The following is a 24,951-nucleotide window of genomic DNA, read 5'->3' as shown; positions in this document are numbered from 1 at the left end:
CCCCGGAATGACGGGAGAGGCGGACTCTAATGCGCCTCGTCCCAATTGTTGGCGGCGCGGGCGTCGACCTGCAGCGGCAGCGACAGGATCACCGCGGGGAACGGCGCGTCCTGCATCACCTTCTGCACGACGGGCAGCGTCGCCGCGACCTCGTCGTCGGGCACCTCGAAGATCAGTTCGTCATGCACCTGCAGCAGCATCTGCGCCGAGAGCTTCTTCTCGGCGAGCGCGTCCTCGACCCGGATCATGGCGCGGCGGATGATGTCGGCCGCGGTACCCTGCAGCCGCGCGTTGATCGCGGCACGCTCGTTGAAGGCGCGCACCGAAGCGTTCGACGCCTTGATGTCGGGGTAGTACATCTTGCGGCCGAACAGCGTGGTGACATAGCCGTTGCGGCGGCACGAGTCCTTGGTCTCGTCCATATAGGCGCGGATGCCGGGGAAGCGCTCGAAATACTTCTTGATGTAGGCCGAGGCTTCCTCGCGCGCGATGCCGAGCTGGTTGGCGAGACCGAACGCCGAGATGCCGTAGATGATGCCGAAATTGATCGCCTTGGCTCTACGCCGCACCTCGCTCGGCATGTCCTTGATCGGCACCCCGAACATTTCGGAGGCGGTCATGGCGTGAATGTCGAGCCCGTCGCGGAATGCCTGGCGCAGCACCGGCACGTCGGCGATCTCGGCGAGCAACCGCAGCTCGATCTGGGAGTAATCGGCCGACACCAGCTTGTGGCCGGGCGTTGCGATGAAGGCGCGGCGGATTTTGCGGCCGTCCTCGGTACGAACAGGGATGTTCTGCAAATTCGGCTCGTTCGACGACAGCCGGCCCGTGGTGGTCGCGGCCAGTGCGTAGGTCGTGTGCACGCGATGGGTCTGCGGATTGACGTAGGTCGGCAGCGCGTCGGTGTAGGTTGATTTCAGCTTCGAGACCTGGCGCCACTCCAGGATCTTCTTCGGGAATTCGTGGCCCTGCTCGGCGAGATCGTCGAGCACCTGCGCGGTGGTCGACCATGCGCCGGTCTTGGTCTTGGTGCCGCCGGGCAACCCCATCTTGCCGAAGATGATGTCGCCGATCTGCTTCGGGCTGCCGACATTGACCGGCTCGCCGGCGATCTCCTGGATCTCGGCCTCGACGCGCGCCGCGGTCTGGGCGAAATCGCCCGACAGTCGCGACAGCACCTGGCGGTCGATCGAGATGCCGCGCCGCTCCATCCGCGCCAGCACCGAGACCAGCGGCCGCTCCAGCGTCTCGTAGACCGTCGTCATCCGTTCGGCGACGAGGCGCGGCTTCAGCACGCGCCACAGCCGCAGGATCACGTCGGCGCTTTCGGCCGCGTATTCGGTCGCCTTGTCGATCGTGACCTGATCGAAGGTCAGCTTGCCCTTGCCGCTGCCGACGAGGCCGCCGTAATTGACTACGGCATGGCCGAACCAGCGCTCGGCGAGCGCCTCCAGCGCATGCGAGCCGCGGCCGGCATCGAGTGCGTAGGACATCAGCTGCGCGTCGTCGATGTTACGCAGCGTGATGCCGTGCTGCGCCAGCGTCACCGCGGTGAACTTGACGTTGAAGCCGACCTTCTGGATGCCGGCGGACTCCAATAGTGGCTTGAGCGCCTTCAGCGCATCGGCGGTCTTGATCTGGCCGGGTGCGAGGCCGGCATCGAACAGCCCGGCGCCGCCGCCGGCCTCCCGGTGGCCGAGCGGGACGTAGCAGGCGTCGTTGGGCGCCAGGGCGAGTGCCAGTCCCGACAATTCGGCCTGCATCGGGTCGATCGATTCCGACATCGCCTCGATCGCGACGGTGCCGCTGTCGTGCGCACGCGCGACGAAGGCGTTGAGCTGATCGAGATTGCCGATCGCCTGGTAGGCCTTGCGATCGAAGCCGATCTTGCGGATCGCCTCGCCGCGGGCTTCGGCCAGCGTTGCCGGCGTGCCCTTCAGGCTGGAGTTCTTGTCGTCGCGCGCGCCGGTCGGCTTGGTCTTCGCCGGTGGTGCCGCGGCCGCTGTCGGCGCGTCGCCCGGTGTGGGCGTCACATCCGACGGCGGCAGCGGCGAGAACACGCTGGCGCCGCTCTTGTTGCCGGGATCGGCATCGACATTGGCCGGATCGATCTGCGCATACTCGGCGACGCGGCGGGTGAGGGTGGAGAACTCCATCGCCTTGAGGAAGGCGATCAGCCGGCGCGAGTCGGGCTCGTGCACGGCGAGGTCGTCGAGCGGCACTTCGAGCTCGACCTTGTCGTCGAGCAGCACGAGCTGGCGCGAGATGCGCGCCTTCTCGGCATTCTCGAGCAGCGCCTCGCGCCGCTTCGGCTGCTTGATCTCGCCGGCGCGGAACAGCAGCTGGTCGAGGTCGCCATACTCGATGATCAGTTGTGCGGCGGTCTTGATGCCGATGCCGGGCACACCGGGCACGTTGTCGGTGGAATCCCCGGCCAGCGCCTGCACCTCGACCACCTTCTCGGGCGGCACGCCGAATTTCTCGATCACCTCGTCGCGGCCGATGCGGCGATCCTTCATCGTGTCGTACATCACGACCTTGTCGTTGACGAGCTGCATCAGATCCTTGTCGGACGACACGATCGTCGTGGTGGCGCCGCGCTCGGTCGCGAGCCGCGCATAGGTCGCGATCAGGTCGTCGGCCTCGAAGCCAACCTGCTCGAGGCAGGGCAGCTCAAAGGCGCGCACCGCCTCGCGGATCAGAGCGAATTGCGGGATCAGATCGTCGGGCGCCGGCGGCCGGTGCGCCTTGTAGTCGGGATACAGCTTGTTGCGGAACGTGATCTCCGACTTGTCGAACACGATCGCCAGGTGGGTCGGCCGGTTGTCCTCCGGCATGTCGCGGAGCAGCTTCCACAGCATGTTGCAGAAGCCGAGCACGGCATTGACCTGCAGCCCGTCGGACTTGCGGTTCAGCGGCGGCAGCGCGTGATAGGCGCGGAAGATGTAGCCCGACCCGTCGACCAAAAAGATATGGTCGCCCTTGGCCGCCGGCTTGGCGGCGACGGGCTTGGCTGCGGTCTTCGGGGCGGGCTTGGCGGGGTCTTTGGAGGCTGTTTTCGGCATGGCCGAAACTTAGGGATTTTTGCGCGGATTGACAGCCTTAGTGTCGTTGAATCCGCCCGCGCCACACAACGATTTGTCGTCCTGGCTTGGCCACGACGACGTCGAGAAAGACTACGCCTTGTCCCCGGTCGGGGAGAACAGGTAGCCGCCGCCGCGGATGGTGCGGATCACTGACGGCTTGGTCGGGTCGAATTCGATCTTGCGGCGGATGCGCATGATGCGCAGGTCGACGGCGCGGTCGAAGGCCTCGGCGTCGCGGGCATTGGCGAGTTCCAGGAGCCGCTCGCGCGACAGCACGCGCTTCGGATTGGCGGCGAACACCTTGAGCAGGCCGAATTCGGAGGCCGTCAGCGGGTGCTCATTGCCCTCGTCGTCGCGCAGCGCCTGGGCCTCGAGATCGAGCCATTTGGTGCCGAACCGCACCAGCTGCTCCTTTTCGGCCTTGGCGCTGGAAGGTTCCGGCGCGGCCGTCTTCGCCGGCCCGCTCCGCCGCAGCACCGAGCGGATGCGCGCCATCAGCTCGCGCAATTCGCAGGGTTTTGCCACGTAGTCGTCGGCGCCGAGCTCGAGCCCGACCACACGGTCGATCGGGCTGGCAGTAGCTGTCAGCATGATGACGGGGACGTTGATCTTGCTCTTGAGGTCGCGAATGATCGACAGACCATCCTCCTCGGGCATGTTGAGGTCCAGCACCACGAGATCGGGCGTGTTGCTCTCGATCTCCTTGCGCAGGCTCTTGCCGCCGTCGCACAGCGTCACGCCGAAGCCGTGCATCTTGAGGTAATCGCCGACCATCTCGCGGGCCGGCGCCTCATCGTCGACGATGAAGATATGCGGGTTCTGGTTCATGTCTCTGTCGCCGGCAGTGTAACCGTAAAGGTCGACCCCTGTCCGGGGCCCGGGCTCTGGGCGGTCACATGGCCGCCATGCATGTCGATGATGCGCTTGACGATGGACAGGCCGAGCCCGGTCGAGCTTTCGCCCGCGGTCGGCTTGGCCGACAGCCGCTGGAACCGGCCGAACAGCCGGCCGAGATCCTCGGGGCTGAGGCCGGGACCCTGGTCGGCGATCCGGATCACGGTGTCGTCGCCCTCGTGGCTGACCGCGATCGTGATCTTGCCGCCGATCGGCGAGTACTTGATGGCGTTGCTGACGAGGTTGTCGATCGCCTCGCGGATCCGGTCGGCATCGCACATCGTGACGAAATGCTGCGGCCCCGAGACCGAGATGCTCTGCTGCTTGTTGACCGCCGAGGGCAGATTGGCCTCGGTGACCTCGTTGACGAGCGCCGCGACGTCGACCGGCTCGCGGCGGATGGTGATGTCGAAGGCGTCGGCCATCGCATCCGAGATCAAATGGTCGACCATCGAGGTCAGCCGCCTGGTGGCGTCCCTGATGTGCTCGACCTGGGCGGTGACGTTCTCCTTCGGCGAGCCGGCGCCGATCAGTTCGGTCAGCATCTCGGTGCGGCCGAGGATCACGCCGAGCGGGTTCTTCAGGTCGTGGGCGACAGTGCCGAGGATCTCGTTCTTGAAGCCATTGGCGCGCTGCAGCCGCAGCCATTGCGCCGACAGCCGCCGGTTGGCCTGGCTCAGCGCGCGGGTGCGCTGCGCGACACGGTCCTCGAGCTGGGTGTTGGCCTCGTGCAGCTGCTGGTACAGGATCACGTTGTCGAACGCGATCGACAGCCGGCTGGAGAAGATCTCGACCAGCGCACGGTCGGTGTCGGAGAGCTGCCGCTCGGCCTGCAGCAGCACCACGACCTCGCGGCCGCTGCCGGTGCGCGAATAGAGCACGCTGCGGTGGTCGGCGAACTCGTTCTTGCGGCGCTGAAATGCTTCCTCGACCATGTGCCGCAAATCGGCATCGAGCGCCTTCGACGAGGTCGTGCCGATGAAGCGGCTGTAGCAGCCCGAGCAGGCCAGCACCGAGAAATCACAGGCGGCGGCGTTGCCGTCGTCGCGCAGCACCAGGATCCCCGCGCAATCGACATTGAGCAGCGAGGCGAGTTGCGTCAGCACGCCCTCGGCCAGCCGCTGCATCGACTTGAAGTCGTACAGCGTCGAGGCCGCGTCGATGATGATCTCGAGCCCGCGCCTGGTCTGCACCATGCGCTCGAGCTGCTGATAGCTGCGCAGCGCCGCGGTCAGCGAGGTGAACAGCTTGTCGGCGGTGAGCTCGGTCTTCGCCTTGTAGTCGTTGATGTCGTATTGCACGATGACGCGCCGCTCCGGCGCCTGGCCGGGCTGGCCGGTGCGCAGGATGATGCGCACGGTCTCGTTCCTGATCTCGTTGCGGATGTATTCGACGAGCTCGAGGCCGGCGACGTCGGTCTCCATGATGACATCGAGCAGCACGGCCGCGATGTCGGGGTTGTCGCGCATCAGCGTGCGGCCTTCGGCCGCAGAGTAGGCCGACAGGATCTCCAGCGTCGCGCCGTTCAGATTGTAGTCGCTGAGCGCAAAACGGGTGCCTTCATGGACGGCGTGATCGTCGTCGATCACGGCGATCTTCCATTTCCGTACCGGCGAGTCCTCCGGGGGGCTCTCGGTGTCGTCGATCAGTTGGAGGACATCGTCCTGTTCGGCCATTGACTGGTTCCGTCGGCTGCTGCGTCAGTGATCGTCGGCTCGCCCTTGGCGATCCTGGGCATGATAATGCGAAAAGTGGTGCCTTGTCCTACCCTTGACTCCAGCATCATGCGTCCGCCGAGCTGCTGGGTGACGAGGTTATAGACGATATGCAGGCCGAGGCCCGTGCCACCTTCGTTGCGGCGTGTCGTAAAGAACGGGTCGAACGCCTGTCGCTGCACGTCCGGCGTCATGCCAGCCCCGTCGTCCGCGAAGATGATCTCGACATCATCGGTGCCACGGCCACGCGCCGAGATCGTGATGTTGCCCGAGCGGCCGTCGGCAAAGGCATGATTGACGGCGTTGAGGAAAAGATTGGTTAAGATCTGCCCATAGGCGCCGGGATAGCCATCGATCAGGAGCCCGTCGGGCACATCGACGGACAGCGCGATCGCCGCCTTCTTCAGCACCGGCCGCAGGCTCGCCACGATCTGGTCGGTCGCTTCGCTCAAGGCGAACTGGCGGCGTTCGGCATGCGAGCGATCGACCGCGACCTGCTTGAACGACTGGATCAGTTCGCCGGCGCGCTGCAGGTTCGAGACCAGTTGCTGCGATGCGTCACGCGATGCGCGCACGAATTCGTCGAGCCTGGAGCGGCGCAGCGGCTCGGTCTTGAGGTCGTTCTCGAACATCTCGCTGCGGCGGGCAAAGCTCGAGGCGACCGTCAGGCTGATGCCGATCGGATTGTTGACCTCGTGGGCGACGCCGGCAACGAGGCCGCCGAGCGCGGCGAGGCGTTCGGCATCGATCAGGTTCTGCTGCGCGGTGTTGAGCTCGAGCAGCGCGCTCTCGGCCTTTTCCTTGGCGGTGCGCAGCTCGTCCTCGGTCTTGCGCTTGGCGATGGCGTTCTCGCGGAACACCTCGACCGCGCGCGCCATGGCGCCGACCTCGTCCTTGGCCGACGTGCCCTGCACCGGCCGGTCGAGGTCTCCCGAGGTGATCGCGCGCATTGCGGTCAGGATCTGCGCCAGCGGCAGGCGGATCGACAATGCGATCATCACGCCCGCCGACATGATGACGCCGAGGAAGATCACGGCGATCGACAGCACCCGGCGCGAGATCGACGTCAGCGTCCTGTCGAAGGTCTCCTGCGCCTTCTGCTCGCGCTGGCGCATCTTCACCGAGAGATCGTCGATCGCGCCGATCGCATCGGCCTGGCTGGCGTCGATCGAGTTGCGCAAGAGATCGGTGCGGTTGGTGAGCTGTTCGCTGAGCTTGGCGAGCCCGTCGCGCAGCTCGGCGGTCTTGACCTTGAGCCGCGCCAGCGCCATGCGCTGCAGATCGTTCTCGGCCAGATCGGTCATGACAGGGATCGTCCTCTCGATGGTATCGATGTTGCGGCGGGCTTCCTCGGCCGACGAGGAGGCGAGCGAGAGGTAGTAGGCGTTGGCGGCGACCAGGAGCGAGGTGAAGGCCTCGCGCGACTTGCCGAGCGCGGGCCAGATCAGCGCGTCGCGATGGCCGGTGGCGCCCTCGATGATCGAATAGAGGCCGGCCATGTCCTTGGTCGGCGTCAGCACCTCTTCGTCATAGGTCTTGGAGATCCTGGTCTGCACGGTGCGCAATTCACCGAAGCCGTCGAGGAAGCGGCTGGTGACGCGCTCCAGCTGCTCGACCGAGCCCGACAGCATCGGGTCGGTCGAGGCCCGGTTGGTCAGCGTGCCGAGCACGGCCTCGCGGAGCAGCAGGATTTCCGCGAACAGGTCCGGGCTCGGCTGGTTGATGTAGCGATGGATCAGGTTCTGCAGGCGGCTGGTCTCGCTTTCCAGCTTGGCCAGGATCTTGTCGGATTCCCGCACCTGGCGGACATCGTCCCAGGCCGAGCCGAGCACCTTCGAGCCGTTCCAGATCAGCACCGCGAGCACCACCACGACGGCGGAATTGAGCAGCGCGATCGAGAGGATGCGCCAGCGGATCGGCACCGCGCGCAGCAACTGGACGATGCGGAAGCGGCCCTGCGGCCCAAAGACCGCCCGCCGTCGCATCGTCCCGTCCTGTTTGGGCGCGTCCAAGATCCGGTCACTCCACGTTGCGGATGCGTTCGATCAGCGCTGCTATTGCCGGATCGCGCTCCGCCTTGGCATAGATGCCGGCCATCGCCGCCTCGAACGGCTTGCGGTCGAAATCGGTCACGACCGTGACGCCGGCCAGCTCCGCCTGCTTGCGCGAGCGCTCCTCGAGCTCACGCCACTTCTCGCGCATGTAAAGACTGGAGCGCTGCGCGGCCTCGCGGAGGATGATCTGCTCGTCCGGCGTCAGGCTGGCCCAGGCCTTGCGCGACATCACCAGCACTTCGGGGCTCACGGTGTGCCGGGTCAGGGTGTAGTAGCCGGCGTATTTGTAGTGGCCGGTGGTGACGAAGGACGGCCAGTTGTTCTCGGCGCCATCGATCAGCCGGTTGGCGAGCCCGGTCTGCACCTGGCCGTAGGCCATCTCGACCGGCTGGGCGCCGAGCGCGCGGATCATGTCCGACATCTGTTCGGATTGCTGCACCCGCAGCCGCAGCCCCCTGAGGTCGTCGAGCGAGCGCACCGGGCGGACGCTGTTGTAGATCGAGCGGGCGCCGGAATCGTAGAAGGTCAGCCCGACGAAGCCGTGGGCCTCGAGGCTGTTCAGGATGTCGTTGCCGATCGGTCCATCCAGCACATGCTGCAGGTGCTCAAGGGATCGAAACAGGAACGGCATCGCCAGCACGTTCACGGAAGGCACCATGGTTCCGATCAGCGCGACATTGGTCCGGTTCAGATCGATGGCGCCGGCCCGGGTCTGCTCCAGCGTCTCCTTTTCCTCGCCGAGCTGACGGGAATGGAAGACCACGATGCGGTGCCGGCCGCCGGTGCGCTCGGTGATCAGGCGGTCCATGTAATTCAGCGCCTGGACCGTCGGATAGTCTTCATTCTGGGTATCGGCGGTGCGGAATTCGCGCGCAAAGGCACTCGCCGAGACCGCTGTGCATAACAGCGCGACGGCAAGCGTTATTGTCCGCGAAAGGCCGGCGCGGCGGTACACTGGTTACAATTCCCCTTGTGATTTGTGTCCAGGGCGGGAGCAAAAGGTTCAACGCATTCTAGCAGAATGGCGCTGGCTCGCCCATCGGGCAAACGCTAGACCCGCGCTGCAACCTGCGGTGTCGGTTGAATTTGCGGTTGTGGCGCCGTATGAGCGCGTGTTGGCATCCGGGAACGACTCGTCGTGAAGTTCGCCTTGAAGCTGTTGCATCTCGTCGTCGCGGCCCTTCTGCTTGTGGCACCAGCGCAGGCGACGACCGAGATCATGTGGTGGCACGCGATGTCGGGCGAGCTCGGCAAGCAGCTCGAGAAGCTGGCTGCCGACTTCAACGCCGCGCAATCCGACTACCGGATCGTGCCCGCCTACAAGGGTAACTACACCGAGACCGTCACCGCGGCGATCTTCGCGTTCCGCTCGCGCAGCCAGCCGGCGATCGTTCAGGTCAACGAGATTGCCACCGCAACCATGATGGCGGCGCGCGGCGCGATCTATCCGGTGTTCGAGCTGATGCGCGATCAATCGGAGCCGTTCGCGCCACAGGCCTATCTGCCTGCGGTGGCGGGTTACTATGCCGACGTCGACGGCAACATGCTGTCGTTCCCGTTCAACGCCTCGACGCCGATCCTGTACTACAACAAGGATCTGTTCCGTTCCGCCGGGCTCGATCCGAGCCAGCCGCCGAGGACCTGGCCGGAGCTCGGCACCATGGCGAAGCGGCTGCGCGCGGCCGGCGCAATGTGCGGTTTCACCACGTCATGGCCATCCTGGATCAATGTCGAGAACTTTTCCGCGTTCCACAATCTGCCGATCGCCACCAGGGGCAACGGCTTTGCCGGGCTCGACGCGCAGCTGGTCTTCAACAATCCGATCGTGGTGCGCCATATCGCGCAGCTCGCGAAATGGCAGGCCGACAAGTCGTTCGACTACAGCGGCCGCGGCCAGGCAGCCGAGCCGCGCTTCCAGAAGGGCGAGTGCGGCATCTTCATCGGCTCGTCCGGCACGCGCGCCGACATCAAGGCCAATTCGAAATTCGAGGTCGGCTACGGCATGATGCCGTACGAGCCCGATGTGCAGGGCGCGCCGCAGAACTCGATCATCGGCGGCGCGACGCTGTGGGTGCTGCGTGACCGGCCGCGCGCCGAATATGCCGGGGTGGCGAAATTCTTCGGCTATCTGTCGCGGCCGGAGGTGCAGGCCGCCTGGCACCAGAACACCGGCTATCTGCCGATCACCCGCGCCGCGTTTGATCTCAGCCGCACCCAGGGCTTCTACGATCGCAATCCCGGCGCCTCGATCTCGATCGAGGAGGTCACGCTGAAGCCGCCGACCGACAAGTCCAGGGGCGTTCGGCTCGGCTCGTTCGTCCTGATCCGCGACGTGATCGAGGAGGAGCTCGAGCAGGTGTTTTCCGGCAAGCGTTCGGCGCAGGCCGCGATGGACAACGCCGTCGACCGCGGCAACCGTCTCTTGCGCCAGTTCGAGCGCGCCAATCCGGACCGATGAGGGGCTGTGCGTTGTCTTAACCTCCCCTTGAAAAGGGGAGGTCGCTTTGCTCGCCAGAGCAAAGCGGGTGGGGATCCGCTCTCTCCACTTACCGCGTCGGCTGCGGCAGACCCCCATCCCGACCTTCCCCTTTCAGGGGGAAGGAGAAGAGTTCGTAGCCCGGATGCAGCGAAGCGAAATCCGGGGCCGGTGCTTCAGTTGGCGCAGAATCCCGGATTACGCTGCGCTCCATCCGGGCTACAAAGCTTGCAATGATCGCTCCACTCCCATCCATCACCGATTACGACACCTATCGCGCCTGGCGCGGCGACACCTCGCGCTGGCTGCCGGTGGTGCGCGACATCGCAGACGGCCACGGGCTGTCCTGCGACGATCCGCACGTGTTCTCGACCGGCACCAACCTCATCGTCGGGCTCGACGGTGACCTGATCCTGAAACTGTTCCCGCCGTTTCTGCGTCCGCAATGCGTGTCCGAACGCGGCGCGCTCGCCGAGTTGCGCGGACGGCTCGGCATTCCGATCCCCGAACTCGTCGCGGAGGGCGAGCGCGACGGCTGGCCCTATCTCGTCATCACGCGCCTTTCCGGCACCGTCGGCTCGGAGGTCTGGCCATCGCTGCCGGAAGCCGAGCGCGAGCGCGTGCTCGGCGAGATCGGCGCCGTGATTGCCGAGGTGCAGCGCGTGCCGCCCGGCCGCCTGCTGGCGATCGAGCCGCGCTGGGAGGCCTTCATGCGCGGCCAGATCGTGCAGTGCCGGGCGCGGCACGAACGGCTCGGCCTGCCGGCGAAATTCCTCAGCTCGCTCGACGATCTCCTGCGTGACGCCACCGAGCTGGTCCCGATGCACGCGCCGCCGGTGATCCTGACCGGCGAGTACATCCCGGAGAATTTCCTGCTCGGCCGCCGCGCCGACGGCTGGCACGTCGCCGGCCTGTTCGACTTCGGCGACGTCCGCACCGGATGGGGCGAGTATGACCTGCTCGGTCCGAGCGCCTTCATGGCCGCCGGACACCCGCGCCGGGTGCGCAGCCTGTTCGACGGCTATGGGATCCCGCAAGCTGAGGTGAATTTCGCGCTGAAGCGGCGGCTGATGGCGCTGATGATGCTGCACGCGGCCAGCGATCCGCTCCGGCATATCTGCATCGCGGGCTGGCCGGACCGGGTCGATGATCTCGTGCAGCTGCAGGAGTTGATCTGGTCGGACTGACATCGGTCGCCGGCCAGAAAGCGAGCAGCGCTCGTGATCTGCTTATCTATTGAGCAGATGGCTCTCCTTTGTATGCAATTCATGCCATGCTGATCGACATCCGAACGAAATACCTTCGACGATTTTTTCAACATCTCCAGCTCGTTAGTGCCTCATAAGGTTTCGTTAAGGGTTGGCACAATCTTTGCGAACTGAGTTCCAAGGCCGTTCTCAAGGGCGTTGGAGCAACACATGAAGCGTCGCGATTTCCTCAAATCGGTGTCTGGGCTGGCAGCGGGGGCGCTGGCGCCGACCGCGCCTGCGATCTGGTCGCCGGCCAAGGCCGACGCGCGCGCCGAGACGCTGCTGATCGTCTCCGAAGGCGGTCCGAACAATCTCGATATCCACGGCGTCGGCACCAACGTGCCCGGCTATGAGGTGTCGTGGAATTGCTACGACCGGCTGATCAGCCACGAGATGAAGAGCGGGCCGGGCGGCGTGCCCTATTACGACCGCGACAAGTTCAAGCCCGAGCTCGCCGAGGATTTCAACATCGGCGACATGTCGGTCACCTTCAAGCTGCGCAAGAACGCCAAATTCCACGACGGCACGCCGGTGACGGCGAAGGACGTCAAATGGTCGCTCGACCGTGCCGTCAGCGTCGGCGGCTTCCCGACCTTCCAGATGAGCGCGGGCTCGCTGACCAAACCCGAGCAGTTCGTTGTCGTCGATGACCACACGGTGCGCGTCGACTTCATCAAGAAAGACAGACTGACGATCCCCGATCTCGCTGTCATCGTGCCCTGTGTCGTCAACTCCGAGCTGGTGAAGAAGAACGCCAGCGAGAAGGATCCCTGGGGCCTCGAATTCACCAAGCAGCAGACCGCGGGCTCGGGCGCCTACAAGGTGACCAAATGGACCGCGGGCACCGAAGTCGTCATGGAGCGCAACGACGACTGGGTCTCCGGACCGATGCCGAAGATCAAGCGCGTGATCTGGCGCATGGTGCCGCAGGCCGGCAACCGCCGGGCGCTGCTCGAGCGCGGCGATGCCGATATCTCCTATGAGCTGCCGTTCAAGGATTTCCAGGAGATGAAGACGAACGGCAAGCTCAACGTCGTGTCGTTGCCGTTCTCCAACGGCATCCAGTACATCGGCATGAACGTCACCAAGCCGCCGTTCGACAATCCCAAGGTGCGACAGGCGATGGCCTACGCGATGCCGTACCAGAAGATCATGGATGCGGTGCTGTTCGGTCTCGCCAACCCGATGTTCGGCGCGCCCAAGGACAAGCCGACCGAGGTCGCGTGGCCGCAGCCGACCAAGTATTTCACCGACATGGAGAAGGCCAAGGCGCTGCTCGCGGAGGCCGGCTACGCCAACGGCTTCGAGACCACGATCTCGTTCGACCTGAACTTCGCAGGGGTCAACGAGCCGCTTTGCGTGCTGGTGCAGGAGAGCCTCGCCCAGCTCGGCATCAAGACCACGATCAACAAGGTGCCCGGCGCCAACTGGCGCACCGAGCTGACCAAGAAGGAAATGCCGCTGTTCACCAACGTGTTCTCGGGCTGGCTCGATTACCCCGAGTACTTCTTCTACTGGTGCTATCACGGCAACAATTCGATCTTCAACACGATGAGCTACAAGTCGCCCGAGATGGACAAGCTCATCGACGGCGCGCGGATCGCGGCCGCCACCGGCGACACCGCGGCCTACGACGCCGACGTCAAGGGTTTCGTCGATCTCGCCTTCGCCGACATCCCGCGCATCCCGCTCTATCAGCCGTTCGTCAACGTCGCGATGCAGAAGAACATCTCGGGCTATCAATACTGGTTCCACCGCCGGCTGGACTATCGCGCGATGGCGAAGGGGTGAGGCCGTGATGCGCGCAATCCACGACACATCGGCGGGTGGTGTCGGTTCACGTGAGGCGAGCACCGCTCTCTCATTCCCTCCCCCCTTGCGGGGGAGGGGCAGGGAGAGGGGCAAGCCCAGACTGCGGTGCCTGTGGTCACCCCTCTCCCCAACCCTCCCCCGCAAGGGGGGAGGGAGCCCGGCCACTACCGTCTTGGCTTTGCATGATTGGAGCGGGAGCGGCCCATGCTGACCATGATCAGCAAGCGCCTCTTGTTCGCGATCCCGTCGCTGATCGGGGTGGTGATCGTGACGTTCCTCTTGACCCGTGCGCTGCCGGGCGATCCCGCGGCGTATTTCGCAGGGCCCGCGGCGACGAAAGAAGCGGTCGACCAGATCAGGAAGAAGCTCGGCTTCGACAAGCCGCTGATCGAGCAGTTCGTCCGCTACACCAATGATCTCGCCCATGGCGATCTCGGGACATCGCTCACCACGGGTCAGCCGGTCGCGGCCGAACTGCGCAACCGCCTGCCGGCGTCGGCCGAGCTCACGCTGCTCGGCCTCGTCGTCTCGATCGTGATCGCGATCCCGCTCGGCGTGCTGGCGGCGACGCGGCCGGGTTCCTGGATCGACCATCTCTGCCGCGTCACCACGACGGCCGGCGTGTCGTTGCCGGTGTTCTTCACCGGGCTCGTGCTGGTCTATCTGTTCTATTTCCGGCTCGGCTGGGCACCGGCGCCGCTCGGCCGGCTCGACGTGTTCTACAGTGCCCCGCCGACCGTCACCGGCTTCTATCTCATCGACACCTTGATCGCGCGCGACTTCGAGGCGTTTCGCTCGGCGTTCAGCCAATTGATCTTGCCGGCGGTGACGCTCGCGATCTTCTCGCTGGCGCCGATCGCCCGCATGACGCGCGCCTCGATGCTCGCGGTGCTGGCGTCGGATTTCGTCCGCACCGCGCGCGCCAGCGGCCTGTCGCCCGGCAAGGTGATCGTCACCTACGCGTTTCGCAACGCGATGCTGCCGGTCATCACCACGCTCAGCATGGTGTTCTCCTTCCTGCTCGGGGCCAATGTGCTCGTGGAGAAGGTGTTCGCCTGGCCCGGCATCGGCTCCTACGCGGTCGAGGCGCTGATCGCCTCCGACTTCGCGCCGGTGCAGGGCTTTGTCCTCACCATGGCGGTCATGTACGTGCTGCTGAATCTGTTGATCGACATCCTCTATGGCGTGATCGATCCACGCGTGCGGCTGGAGGGGTGAAACCATGAGCTCCGTTGCGCCAACAGTCGAGCCTGTCGGTCCTGCGCGGACATCCGGGCTCGCCGCGATCATCGAGCAGACACGCTATGTCCTGAGCGAGAACAAGGTCACCGGCTTTGCCTTCGCGCTTCTGATCCTGATCATGTTCGCCGCGTTGTTCGGGCCCTATGTGGTGCCGTACGATCCGCTCGCCTCGGATACCGCGGCTGCATTGAAGCCGCCGTCCGCCGCGCACTGGTTCGGCACCGACCAGCTCGGCCGCGACATCTTCAGCCGCGTCATCGTCGCAACCAGGCTCGACACCTTCATCGCGGTCGCCTCCGTGGTACTGGTGTTCCTGATGGGTGGGCTCGCCGGCATCGCCGCCGGCTATTTCGGCGGCTGGACCGATCGCATCGTCGGCCGCATCGCCGACACCATCATGGCGTTCCCGCTGTTCGTGCTGGCGATGGGCATCGTCGCTGCGCTCGGCAACACCGTGCAGAACATCATCATCGCGACCGCGATCGTGAACTTTCCGCTCTATGCCCGCGTCGCGCGCGCCGAAGCCAACGTCCGCCGCAACGCCGGCTTCGTGCAGGCGGCGCGGCTCTCCGGCAATGGCGAGTATCGCATCCTGCTCGGGCACATCCTGCCCAACATCATGCCGATCATGATCGTGCAGATGTCGCTGACCATGGGCTATGCGATCCTCAATGCCGCGGGTCTGTCCTTCATCGGCCTCGGCGTCCGGCCGCCGACCGCGGAATGGGGCATCATGGTCGCCGAGGGCGCCGGCTTCATGGTCTCAGGCGAATGGTGGATCGCGCTGTTTCCCGGCCTTGCGCTGATGGTCGCGGTGTTCTGTTTCAACCTGCTCGGCGACGGCCTGCGCGACATCGTCGACCCGCAGCGGAGGACGTGATGACTGTCTCAGTGCGGTGTCTTATTACCGTTTCGCTACTGTGCATGGGGTTGTTTTCGATATTTTGTGAGAGGCGGCCATGACCGCCCAGCCGCTGCTCGACGTTCAGGACCTCACCGTCGAGTTCACCACCCGTCGCGGCATCGTCAAGGCGGTGCAGCACGTCAACATCTCCGTGGGCAAGGGCGAGACCGTCGGCATCGTCGGCGAGTCCGGCTCCGGCAAGTCGGTGACATCCTATGCCGTGATGCGCATCCTCGACCGCGCGGGGCGGATCGCCGAGGGTTCGGTGATGTTCTCCGGCATCGACGTCAAGGCGGCCTCGGAAAGCCAGATGCGCGATCTGCGCGGCCGCGAGGTCTCGATGATCTTCCAGAACCCGCGCGCCGCCCTCAATCCGATCCGCAAGGTCGGGCACCAGATCGAGGACGTGCTGCGCCAGCATGTGCAGCAGGCGCAGGTCACCGATCGCGGCGAGACCGCGATCGAGGCGCTGGAGCAGGTCAAGATCGCGCGCCCGCGCGAGCGCTATCACGCCTATCCGTTCGAACTCTCCGGCGGCATGTGCCAGCGCGTCGTCATCGCGCTGGCGCTGGCCTGCAACCCGCAGCTTCTGATCGCCGACGAGCCGACCACCGGCCTCGACGTCACCACCCAGAAGGCGGTGATGGATCTGATCGTCGAGCTGACCCGGCGCCGGGCGATGTCGACGATCCTGATCACGCACGATCTCGGCCTCGCCGCGGCCTATTGCGACCGCGTCGTGGTGATGGAGCAGGGCCGCGTGGTCGAGACCGCGAAGTCCGCCGACATATTCGCCGCGCCCCAGCATGACTACACGAAGAAGCTGATGCGCGCGACGCCGCGGCTCGGGGTGTCATTGCGCGATCTGCTGCCGGAGGAAGACTCTTCCGCCCCGCCCCGCTTGCGGGGAGAGGCCGACACGCGGAGCGTGGCGGGTGAGGGGGGCTCTCCAAGCACTGTGCTCGTGGAGAGTCCCCCTCACCCCAACCCTCTCCCCGCAAGCGGCGAGAGGGAGCGGATGCAACCGCTTCTTTCCGTCGAAAAGCTCGTCAAGGAATACCCCCGCCAGGGCGCAGGCTCGGTGCTCACAAAACTGTTCGGCCGCAAGCCGCCGGTCGAGGAAGACATCTTCCGCGCCGTCGACGGCATCAGCTTTTCGGTCGATCATGGCGAGAGCGTCGGGCTGGTCGGCGAATCCGGTTGCGGCAAGTCGACGACATCGATGATGGTGATGCGTCTCTTGGACCAGACCTCCGGCCGCATCATGTTCGACGGCGAGGACATCGGCGCCATCGCGCCGCAGTCCTTCGCACGGCTGCCGCGGCGCAGCCAGATCCAGATGGTGTTCCAGGATCCGACCGACAGCCTCAACCCGCGCTTCACCGCGGCGCGCGCCATCGCCGATCCGATCATGCAGCTCGGCGATATCAGGGGGCGCGATGCGCTGCGCGACCGCTGCGAGGAGCTCGCGCGGCTGGTCGGCCTGCCGGTCAATCTGCTGGATCGTTTTCCGCATCAACTGTCCGGCGGTCAGAAGGCCCGCGTCGGCATCGCGCGCGCGATTGCGCTGCACCCGAAGCTCGTCATCCTCGACGAGCCGACCGCAGCACTCGACGTCTCGGTGCAGGCGGTGGTGCTCAATCTGCTGCAGGATCTCAAGCAGTCGATGGGCATGAGCTATCTGTTCGTGTCGCACGATCTCAACGTGGTGCGCCTGCTGTGTGATCGCGTCATCGTGATGCGCTCGGGGCGCATCGTCGAGCAGGGCACATCCGAACATGTCTTGGGCAATCCGCAGGATGCCTATACAAGGGAGCTGCTCACGGCGATCCCGCATCCGCCGTTGCCGGTCTGTTGAGAAACTCATTGGGAGCGAAATGGCCGATCAACTCGACGACTATATGAGCGCTGTCGCAAACGCGATGGGGTTGCCGTTGGAAGACGCCTGGCGTCCGGCGGTGCGGGCAAATCTCGAGGTCGCGCTGCGGCTGGCGCGGCTGGTCGATGACTTCCCGCTGCCCGATGAGCTCGTGTCGGCCGCCGTCTATTCGACCTGAGATCGCAATGTCCGAAACTCCCACTGCCATGTCGGCCGCCGAAATCGCGCAGGCCGTCTCAAACCGCAAGCTCACGGCCCTTGCGGCCACCGAGGCCGCGCTCGCGCGCATCGCAGCGCACGACAAGGTCCTCAATGCCTTCACCGACGTCACCGCCGATCGCGCGCGCAGCCAAGCCAAGGCTGTCGATGCCGCGATCGCGGCGGGCCAATCGGCAGGCCCGCTTGCCGGCGTGCCCTTCGCCGTGAAGAATCTGTTCGAGGTGAAAGGCCTCTCGACCCGCGCTGGTTCGAAGATCAACCGCGATCTGCCGCCGTCCCCGCGCGATGCCACGCTGATCGAGCGGATGGAAGCGGCCGGCGCCGTGCTGGTCGGCGCGCTCAATATGGGCGAATACGCCTACGACTTCACCGGCGAGAACGTGCATGACGGTCCGTCGCGCAATCCGCATGATCGGACGCGGATGGCCGGCGGCTCCTCGGGCGGCTCCGGCAGCGCCGTCGGCGGCGCGCTGGTGCCGATCGCGCTCGGCTCCGACACCAACGGCTCGATCCGGGTGCCGTCGTCATTCTGCGGCACGTTCGGCCTGAAGCCGACCTATGGCCGGCTGTCGCGCGCGCGCTCGTTTCCGTTCGTCGCAAGCCTCGATCACCTCGGCCCGTTTGCGCGCAGCGTGACAGATCTCGCGCTCGCCTATGACGTCATGCAGGGGCCCGACGTTGAGGATCCGGCCTGCGTCGCGCGAGCGGTCGAGCCGACGGTGCCGCTGCTGTCCGAGGGCATCGGTGGGCTGCGAGTTGCAATCGCCGGCGGCTATTTCCAGCAGAATCTGCTGCCGGAGGCGGTCGAAGCGGTCGCGCGCGTTGCCAAGGCGCTCGGCGCGACGCAGACCGTGGAGCTGCCCGAAGCGGCGCGTGCCCGCGCGGCCGCCTTCATCATGACCACGACCGAGGGCGCCGCGCTGCACCTCGATCGGCTGCGCAAGCGCCCCAACGATTTCGATCCGGCGGTGCGCGACCGCCTCGTCGCGGGCGCGATGGTGCCGGCGGTCTATGTCGACAGGGCGCAGAAATTTCGTCGCTGGTTCCGCGCCAGGGTGCTCGAGCTGTTCCAGTCGGTCGACGTGATCCTGGCACCGGCAACGCCGTGTGTGGCGCCGAAGATCGGTCAGGCCACCTTCACGCTCGACGGGGTCGAGCTTCCGGTCCGCCCCAATATCGGCATCCACACCCAGCCAATCTCCTTCATCGGCCTGCCGGTGGCCGCCGTGCCGGTGCCGCTTGAACCGATGCCGATCGGCGTGCAGATCATCGCCGCGCCGTGGCGCGAGGATATCGCGCTGCGGGTCGCCCACGCGCTGGAACAGATGGGTGTCGTGGCGGCTCCCGCGCCAAGAGGACTCTAGAATGGAAATCAATCTTCCCGACGTGCTCGCCGAGGTCACCGCGCAGTTCGAGCGCTACGAGAAGGCGCTGGTCTCGAACGATGTCACCGTGCTCGACGAGCTGTTCCGCAACGACAGCCGCACGCTGCGCTATGGCATCGGCGAGAACCTTTATGGCTATGCCGAGATCATGGCGTTTCGCGCCGGGCGCCCGGCGGTCGGCCTGATGCGCAAGATCGACCGAACCGTGATCACGACCTATGGCCGCGACACTGCGATCGCCTCGACGCTGTTCTATCGGGACAGCGCGCCGGGTCGGGTGGGACGGCAGATGCAGACATGGATTCGCTTCCCCGAGGGCTGGAGAATCGTCGCCGCCCATGTCAGCGTCATCGATGAACCAAAGGGGGCCTGACCAGCGTGCTTGAAAGGGCGTTTCAGCCATGAGCCTGGACGATCTTCCGACCCGCGCGCCGTCGGCACAGGGCACCGAGCCGGAGCCGCAGGTGCGGCGTGTCGATCGCGCCTCATCGCTGGTCGACAAGACCACCCGCGCCGAGGAACTGCGGCTGCAGCTCGCCGACGAGATCGTGCGCGGCACGCTGCCGCCCGGCGCCGGGCTCGATGAAACCGATCTGGCGCGCCGCTTCAACGTCTCGCGCACGCCGGTGCGCGAGGCGCTGCGGCAGCTCGCCGCCAGCGGCCTGATCGACGCGCGCGCGCATCGTGGTGCGGTGGTGGCGCGACCGTCGCTCGAGCGGCTCACCGGCATGTTCGAGGCGATGGCCGAACTCGAGGCGATGTGCGCCGGCCTTGCCGCCGAGCGGATGACGCCGGCGGAGCGCCACGCGCTGGAAGCAGTTCACGAAGAGCTGCGGGTCTTGAGCTACACCGGCAATCCCGAGCGCTTCCACGAGGTTAATGAGCGCTTCCACAACGCGATCTACTCCGGCTCCCAGAACGCCTATATCGCCGAGATCACGCTGGCGACGCGGGTGCGCGTGCAGCCGTTCCGCCGCGCTCAGTTCCGCAACCTCGGGCGCCTCGCCAAATCCCACGCCGAGCACGACCGCGTCGTCGTCGCCATCCTGCGCGGCGACAAGATCGGCGCTGCGGCGGCGATGCGCGCCCATATCGAGCAGGTGCGCGGGGAATACGAGACCTACGCGGTGTCGGTGTAGGTCCCGCGCAGCTCTCGTCATTCCGCGGCGCCGCAAGGCGGCGAGCCCGGAATCCATTCTTCCGCACCTGACGTAGAGGACTTCCAGCGACCGTCGTTGCCGCGAAATGGATTGCGGGCTCGCGCTGCGCGCGCCCCGGAATGACAAGGGGAGGTGGTTACGCCTTCGCCTTCTCCGCCATGAACGCCCGCCAGCCGCCATAGGCCGAGATATCTTTCGCGCCGGCGATCGCGGCGGGCTCCACGATGAAGCCCTTGACCTGCCGTCCGTCGGTGAGCCTGATCGTGCCGATCGCCATCGGCGGCGGGATTGCTGCGACGAATTTTCCGAACGCGGCTGGCGACATCGCCCACAGTTCGAGCTTGATCGCATGACCCGCACCCGCCTCGATGCGCAGCATGCCGGGTTTCGGCGGCGTGGTGTCGAGCGCATAGAGCTTGTAGTCGGCTGCGGTGGTCGTCTCTTCCAGCAGGCGCGCGTCGAGCGTGGTCAGTTCGTGGTTCAGTGCCATGCCGGAGAGATGCGCGCCGACCACTGCGATCGTGATCTCGTCGGCGCCGGTCTGCGCCGGCACTTCGGCCAGCGGCGGCTGCGGCACCGCCTTGGCGCCGACGGCAAGTCCGGTGTCGGCATGGAAGACGCGGCCGATGCCGGCAAGCGCCGCGTCGCGGCCGGCGGGCGCCAGCAGCGTGATGCCGAACGGCGCGCCGTCGGGCCGCATCGCCGCCGGCAGCGCCAGGCCGCAGAGATCGAGCAGGTTGACGAAATTGGTGTAGGTGCCGAGCCGCGAGTTGAGCTCGATCGGGTTGGCCAGCACGTCGGCGGTGGAATAGACCGTCGGCGCGGTCGGCAGCACGATCGCATCGCACTGCGCGAAGGTGCGCGCAGCGACGCGGCGCAGCGCCTGCAGGCGATAGAGCGCGGAGAACGTGTCAGCCGCGGTCGGCCGCGCGCCGCCGATCGTGATCTCGCGAGTCACCGGATGGATCGCGTCCGGCGACGACGCCAGCAGGTCTCGGATAACGAGATAGCGCTCGGCAACCCACGGGCCTTCATAGAGCAGCCGCGCCGTCTCGTAGAACGGCTCGAGGTCGAACTCGACGAGTTCGGCGCCGAGCGTCTGCCAGCGCTTGCACGCCGCGTCATAGGCCTGCTCGGCTTCGCGATCGCCGAAGAAGATCAATTGGCCGCGCTTGGGAATGCCGAGCTTGAGTTTGGCCGGAAATGCCGCGAGCGGCCCAAGCGGCCGGTCGCGCGAGAATGGATCGGCGTCGTCCGGCCCGGCCATCACGGCAAGCGCGGCCAATGCGTCGTCGACGGTGAGCGAGAACACCGAGATGCAGTCGAGCGTGCGGCAGGCCGGCACCAGTCCCGCGTTCGAGATCAGCCCGAGGCTCGGCTTGAGCCCGACGATGTTGTTGAGCATCGCCGGCACGCGGCCGCTGCCTGCTGTGTCGGTGCCGAGCGACAGCGGCACGAGGCCCGCGGAGACCGCGACCGCGGAGCCCGAGCTCGATCCACCCGGCACCAGATCGCCGCGCACCGGATTTTTGGGTATGCCATAGGGCGAGCGCACGCCGACCAGGCCGGTGGCGAACTGGTCGAGATTGGTCTTGCCGATGATGATGGCGCCGGCTCCGCGCAGTCTGGCAACCGCAGTTGAGTCTTGGGCCGGCATGTAAGAGAACGCCGGGCAGGCGGCGGTGGTCGGCAGGCCCTTGACGTCGATATTGTCCTTCACCGCGACCGGCACGCCGTAGAGCGGCAGCGCCGGGTCTGCGAGCCGCGCGGCCTCGGCGAGCGCGTCCTGCTCGTCGCGCAGGCTGATGAAGATGGCGGGGTCGTTGTGCTCGCGGATGCGCTGGTAGCTGCGCGCCACGGTTTGCGCCGGCGTCATGGTCGAGGTGCGGTGTGCGGCAACGATCGCGGCGACAGTTTCAGTCACGTGGGTGGCCTCGTCTCTGGCGCGGCAAGGCATCGGATGCCCGCCGCGAGGAAATTGCAGCCTGATCGAAGCAAGCAATGTGCCATTGTGTACAATTCGCTCGGGCCCGCCGCGCGACGGATTACCACACGATATCAGGTGCTTGAAATGGTCGCTGGCGGTTGGAGAAAGCCGGCCTTAACGCGCATCTGCTCAATATTAGAGCAGGCGTGATCGATCGATCAGGTGAAGCCGGCAAGAATCCGCAGCAGATGCTCGCGGTTCTCCTTGCCGATCTTCTCGGCGACATGGCGCTCGTGCTCGGCGGCCAGCCGCTTGAACCGGGCCAGCGCAGTCTTGCCGCGCCCGGTCAGATGCAGCGCATGGGAGCGGCGGTCGGTGGCGGAGGGGATCCGGCTGACGAAGTCGCGCGCTTCCAGGCTGTCGAGCAGATGCACCAGCCGCGCGCGCTCGATCCCGAGCCGCTTCGCGACCGCCATCTGGCTAAGGCCCGGATTGGCTGCGATCACGGTCATGACCGAATACTGGGTCGGGCGGATATCGACCGCTGCCAGCGTCTTGATGAAATCATGGAAGATCCAGAGCTGGAAGCGCCGCACCGCATAGCCGGCGTGGCCGACCAGCGCATCGAGGCCGATGTCGTCGCCGGCATCGCTGCCGGGTCCGCGGCGGCGGATTGTCGCTGTCGTTCCCGTCGCCTTGCGCGATGTCTTTTGCCAGCTCGCCATGAGCATAGGCTAGCGCGCCCGAGGCGAGAGGGAAAGATTGTTGTTGACGACAACAATTGATGTCCGCAACATTATGACCAAAGAGCCCGGCCGGGACTTCGCCGCCGCACCCTGTTGCGGCGCGATCCCGATCAGACACGGGCGAGGAGGAGACCATGACGACGGCGGCCGGCACCGCAGATCATCCGAGCAACCTGTTCGCCACGCCCGCGATCGTTGCCGTCGGCCGCGACGACGGCAGCATCCTCGTCCGCTCCACCACGCCGCTCAAGGAAGGCGCCCGCTGTGTCGGCGACTGGCTGGAGCATTGGGCGCGGCAGGCGCCGGATCGCATTTTCCTCGGCGAGCGCGCCAATGCCGAGCTGCCCTGGAGCACCGTCAGCTATCGCGAGGCACTCGGCATCGTACGGAGGGCCGCATCGTGGATCCTGGCGCAAGGGCTGAGCACCGAGCGGCCGCTCGTCATCCTCTCCGACAACGGCATCGATCACGCGCTGTTCGCGCTCGCAGCCCAGCATGTCGGCGTGCCCTCCGCCGCGATCTCGCCGGCCTATTCGCTGATGTCCCGCGATTTCGACAAGCTGAAGAGCATGATCAGCCTGCTCGATCCCGGCGCGATCTTTGTCGCCGACACAAAGCCGTTCGCGGCGGCGCTTGCCGCGATCGCGCCGCTGCATCGCGCGACCATCGTCAGTGACAATCCTGAGGATGCCGATGCGTTGCCATTCCGCACCGTCACGGCGACGCCTGAAGCGCCGGAGGTCGCCAATGCGTTTGCCGCGGTGACGCCGGACACGATCGCCAAATTCCTGTTCACCTCGGGCTCGACCGGCACGCCGAAAGCCGTGATCAACACCCAGCGCATGCTGACCTCGAGCCAGCAGGCCAAGGCGCAGACCTGGACGTTCCTGGAATCCTCGGGCGGCGAACTCGTGATCCTGGACTGGCTGCCCTGGAGCCACACCTTCGGCGCCAACCACAATTTCAACCTGGTGCTGCGCAACGGCGGCACGCTCTATATCGACGGCGGCAAGCCGGCGCCCGGCCTGTTTGCGACTTCGCTAGCCAATCTGCGCAGCGTTGTGCCGACGGTCTATTTCAACGTGCCGCGCGGCTTCGACATGCTGATCGCGGCGCTGCGCACCGACGACGAGTTGCGCCGCAGCTTTTTCGCGGGCACCCAATTCGCTTTCTATGCCGGCGCGGCGCTGCCGCAGAATTTGTGGGACGCGCTGCAAGAATTGTCGTTGCAAACGGTTGGCCGCAAGCTGCCGATGGTGTCGGCCTGGGGGTCGACCGAGACCTCGCCGCTCGCGACCGATTGCCACTTCCTCGCCGAGCGCTCCGGCAATATCGGGGTGCCGATCCCCGGTACCGAGCTGAAACTCGTGCCGTCGGGCGACAAGCTCGAGGTCCGCGTGCGGGGGCCGAATGTCACGCCGGGCTATTGGAAGGCGCCCGAACTCACCCGAGGGGCCTTCGACGACGAGGGCTTCTACAAGATCGGCGATGCCGTCACCTTTGCTGATCCCGACCGGCCCGATCTCGGCCTGTTCTTCGACGGCCGCGTAGCCGAGGACTTCAAGCTCAATTCCGGCACGTGGGTCAGCGTCGGCACCCTGCGCGTCGCCGGCATCGCGGCGCTGGCGCCGCTCGCGCAGGATATCGTCGTCGCCGGCCACGGCCGCGACGAGGTGCGCTTCCTGGTGTTTCCGAACCTTGCTGCCTGCCGTTCGGTCGCAGGACTGCCTGAGCGAGCGGGCGCGCAGGAGGCGATCGCTCATCCGGCGGTTCGGTCCGCGATCGGGCAGGGGCTGGCACGGCTGAAGGCGCAGGGCGGTCATTCCTCCGGGCACGCCACCCGCGCGCTGCTGCTGGCCGAGCCCGCTTCGGTCGACGGCGGGGAGATCACCGACAAGGGCTACATCAACCAGCGCGCCGTGCTGACGCGTCGCGCCGCGGCAGTGGCGATCCTGGAGGACGACGCCGCGACCGAGCCGATCCGCTGCGCGGGATGAGATCGACGCAAGGGACGCACCAGCGGATGGTTCCCTCACCCGCCAAGGGGGAGCCCGAACAGTGTGCTCACCTGACCTGAGGGCGGCGTTGCAACGCTCCGCTTGCGAGCCGACGACGCAGCGCATCACGGATTCTTAGTTGCCACGGCAACTAAGCTGTGCGAGTTTCCGCATCCATAAGGACAGGGCCCGGTCAACGGCCACG

The 24,951-nt window shown here is 66.1% G+C and carries 18 protein-coding genes; 11 read left to right on the top strand and 7 right to left on the bottom strand.

The genetic code is table 11. The features are described 5' to 3' along the window. Nucleotides 1-26 precede the first annotated feature (26 nt). The 5 genes from polA to ACVISU_RS16730 form a co-directional block, all read right to left on the bottom strand. Nucleotides 27-3,065 (bottom strand): DNA polymerase I, encoded by a 3,039-nt coding sequence (polA, locus tag ACVISU_RS16750; protein WP_456707644.1) that lies wholly within the window; start codon nucleotides 3,063-3,065, stop codon nucleotides 27-29. A gap of 111 nt (nucleotides 3,066-3,176) precedes the next feature. Next, a complete protein-coding gene (locus ACVISU_RS16745) occupies nucleotides 3,177-3,914 on the bottom strand; it encodes a response regulator (protein WP_050406003.1) in 738 nt (245 codons plus the stop codon). Beyond that, nucleotides 3,911-5,656: an ATP-binding response regulator gene (locus ACVISU_RS16740; protein ID WP_050406005.1), complete on the bottom strand. Its 1,746-nt coding sequence runs from the start codon at nucleotides 5,654-5,656 to the stop codon at nucleotides 3,911-3,913. The genes ACVISU_RS16745 and ACVISU_RS16740 overlap by 4 nt, the downstream gene beginning before the upstream one ends. After that, nucleotides 5,626-7,680: an ATP-binding protein gene (locus tag ACVISU_RS16735; RefSeq protein WP_456710833.1), complete on the bottom strand. Its 2,055-nt coding sequence runs from the start codon at nucleotides 7,678-7,680 to the stop codon at nucleotides 5,626-5,628. The genes ACVISU_RS16740 and ACVISU_RS16735 overlap by 31 nt, the downstream gene beginning before the upstream one ends. Nucleotides 7,681-7,714: 34 nt before the next feature. Then, nucleotides 7,715-8,704 (bottom strand): TRAP transporter substrate-binding protein, encoded by a 990-nt coding sequence (locus ACVISU_RS16730; protein ID WP_456707643.1) that lies wholly within the window; start codon nucleotides 8,702-8,704, stop codon nucleotides 7,715-7,717. 183 nt (nucleotides 8,705-8,887) lie between these two features. On the opposite strand from ACVISU_RS16730, the gene ugpB reads away from it, so the two are divergent. The 10 genes from ugpB (at nucleotide 8,888) to ACVISU_RS16680 (ending at nucleotide 20,055) form a co-directional block, all read left to right on the top strand. After that, a complete protein-coding gene (gene ugpB / locus ACVISU_RS16725; RefSeq protein ID WP_456707642.1) occupies nucleotides 8,888-10,207 on the top strand; it encodes a sn-glycerol-3-phosphate ABC transporter substrate-binding protein UgpB in 1,320 nt (439 codons plus the stop codon). A 251-nt stretch (nucleotides 10,208-10,458) separates the two neighbouring features. Then, nucleotides 10,459-11,412: an aminoglycoside phosphotransferase family protein gene (locus ACVISU_RS16720; protein ID WP_456707641.1), complete on the top strand. Its 954-nt coding sequence runs from the start codon at nucleotides 10,459-10,461 to the stop codon at nucleotides 11,410-11,412. Between the two features lie 231 nt (nucleotides 11,413-11,643). After that, nucleotides 11,644-13,266 (top strand): ABC transporter substrate-binding protein, encoded by a 1,623-nt coding sequence (locus ACVISU_RS16715; RefSeq protein WP_456707640.1) that lies wholly within the window; start codon nucleotides 11,644-11,646, stop codon nucleotides 13,264-13,266. A gap of 225 nt (nucleotides 13,267-13,491) precedes the next feature. Then, nucleotides 13,492-14,505, top strand: a complete 1,014-nt coding sequence (locus ACVISU_RS16710) for an ABC transporter permease (protein WP_456707639.1) — start codon at nucleotides 13,492-13,494, stop codon at nucleotides 14,503-14,505. A gap of 4 nt (nucleotides 14,506-14,509) precedes the next feature. Continuing rightward, the gene (locus ACVISU_RS16705) at nucleotides 14,510-15,409 is read left to right on the top strand and encodes an ABC transporter permease (RefSeq protein ID WP_456707638.1); all 900 of its coding nucleotides are present in this window, start codon (nucleotides 14,510-14,512) and stop codon (nucleotides 15,407-15,409) included. Nucleotides 15,410-15,488: 79 nt separating this feature from the next. Next, nucleotides 15,489-17,291: a dipeptide ABC transporter ATP-binding protein gene (locus ACVISU_RS16700; RefSeq protein ID WP_456707637.1), complete on the top strand. Its 1,803-nt coding sequence runs from the start codon at nucleotides 15,489-15,491 to the stop codon at nucleotides 17,289-17,291. A gap of 19 nt (nucleotides 17,292-17,310) precedes the next feature. Next, a complete protein-coding gene (locus tag ACVISU_RS16695; RefSeq protein ID WP_456707636.1) occupies nucleotides 17,311-17,490 on the top strand; it encodes a DUF4089 domain-containing protein in 180 nt (59 codons plus the stop codon). A 28-nt stretch (nucleotides 17,491-17,518) separates the two neighbouring features. Further along, on the top strand, nucleotides 17,519-18,895 hold the full coding sequence (locus tag ACVISU_RS16690; protein WP_456710832.1) for an AtzE family amidohydrolase: 1,377 nt from the start codon (nucleotides 17,519-17,521) through the stop codon (nucleotides 18,893-18,895). 1 nt (nucleotide 18,896) lies between these two features. Further along, nucleotides 18,897-19,289, top strand: coding sequence for an oxalurate catabolism protein HpxZ (gene hpxZ, locus ACVISU_RS16685; protein WP_456707635.1), 393 nt, complete (start codon nucleotides 18,897-18,899; stop codon nucleotides 19,287-19,289). 28 nt (nucleotides 19,290-19,317) lie between these two features. Further along, nucleotides 19,318-20,055, top strand: coding sequence for a GntR family transcriptional regulator (locus tag ACVISU_RS16680; RefSeq protein ID WP_050406017.1), 738 nt, complete (start codon nucleotides 19,318-19,320; stop codon nucleotides 20,053-20,055). 157 nt (nucleotides 20,056-20,212) lie between these two features. On the opposite strand, the gene atzF is transcribed toward ACVISU_RS16680, so the two are convergent. Further along, complete coding sequence (gene atzF / locus ACVISU_RS16675; protein WP_456707634.1) at nucleotides 20,213-22,000, bottom strand: allophanate hydrolase; 1,788 nt, start codon at nucleotides 21,998-22,000, stop codon at nucleotides 20,213-20,215. A 221-nt stretch (nucleotides 22,001-22,221) separates the two neighbouring features. Next, nucleotides 22,222-22,734, bottom strand: a complete 513-nt coding sequence (locus ACVISU_RS16670) for a MarR family winged helix-turn-helix transcriptional regulator (protein WP_456707633.1) — start codon at nucleotides 22,732-22,734, stop codon at nucleotides 22,222-22,224. Nucleotides 22,735-22,883: 149 nt separating this feature from the next. Here ACVISU_RS16670 and ACVISU_RS16665 point away from each other — a divergent pair, with 149 nt between their 5' ends. Further along, nucleotides 22,884-24,746, top strand: coding sequence for a feruloyl-CoA synthase (locus tag ACVISU_RS16665; RefSeq protein WP_456707632.1), 1,863 nt, complete (start codon nucleotides 22,884-22,886; stop codon nucleotides 24,744-24,746). Nucleotides 24,747-24,951: the final 205 nt, after the last annotated feature.

The sequence above is a fragment of the Bradyrhizobium sp. USDA 4452 genome, from assembly GCF_054063575.1.
Note: the sequence above shows the minus strand (reverse complement) of the source record. Positions and strands in the feature narration are given on the sequence as shown.

Coding starts and splice junctions, on each gene's coding strand:
- polA (WP_456707644.1), bottom strand. CDS start 3,065: ATGCCGAAAACAGCCTCCAAAGACCCCGCCAAGCCCGCCCCGAAGACC.
- ACVISU_RS16745 (WP_050406003.1), bottom strand. CDS start 3,914: ATGAACCAGAACCCGCATATCTTCATCGTCGACGATGAGGCGCCGGCC.
- ACVISU_RS16740 (WP_050406005.1), bottom strand. CDS start 5,656: ATGGCCGAACAGGACGATGTCCTCCAACTGATCGACGACACCGAGAGC.
- ACVISU_RS16735 (WP_456710833.1), bottom strand. CDS start 7,680: ATGCGACGGCGGGCGGTCTTTGGGCCGCAGGGCCGCTTCCGCATCGTC.
- ACVISU_RS16720 (WP_456707641.1), top strand. CDS start 10,459: ATGATCGCTCCACTCCCATCCATCACCGATTACGACACCTATCGCGCC.
- ACVISU_RS16715 (WP_456707640.1), top strand. CDS start 11,644: ATGAAGCGTCGCGATTTCCTCAAATCGGTGTCTGGGCTGGCAGCGGGG.
- ACVISU_RS16710 (WP_456707639.1), top strand. CDS start 13,492: ATGCTGACCATGATCAGCAAGCGCCTCTTGTTCGCGATCCCGTCGCTG.
- ACVISU_RS16705 (WP_456707638.1), top strand. CDS start 14,510: ATGAGCTCCGTTGCGCCAACAGTCGAGCCTGTCGGTCCTGCGCGGACA.
- ACVISU_RS16700 (WP_456707637.1), top strand. CDS start 15,489: ATGACCGCCCAGCCGCTGCTCGACGTTCAGGACCTCACCGTCGAGTTC.
- ACVISU_RS16695 (WP_456707636.1), top strand. CDS start 17,311: ATGGCCGATCAACTCGACGACTATATGAGCGCTGTCGCAAACGCGATG.
- ACVISU_RS16690 (WP_456710832.1), top strand. CDS start 17,519: ATGTCGGCCGCCGAAATCGCGCAGGCCGTCTCAAACCGCAAGCTCACG.
- hpxZ (WP_456707635.1), top strand. CDS start 18,897: ATGGAAATCAATCTTCCCGACGTGCTCGCCGAGGTCACCGCGCAGTTC.
- ACVISU_RS16680 (WP_050406017.1), top strand. CDS start 19,318: ATGAGCCTGGACGATCTTCCGACCCGCGCGCCGTCGGCACAGGGCACC.
- ACVISU_RS16670 (WP_456707633.1), bottom strand. CDS start 22,734: ATGCTCATGGCGAGCTGGCAAAAGACATCGCGCAAGGCGACGGGAACG.
- ACVISU_RS16665 (WP_456707632.1), top strand. CDS start 22,884: ATGACGACGGCGGCCGGCACCGCAGATCATCCGAGCAACCTGTTCGCC.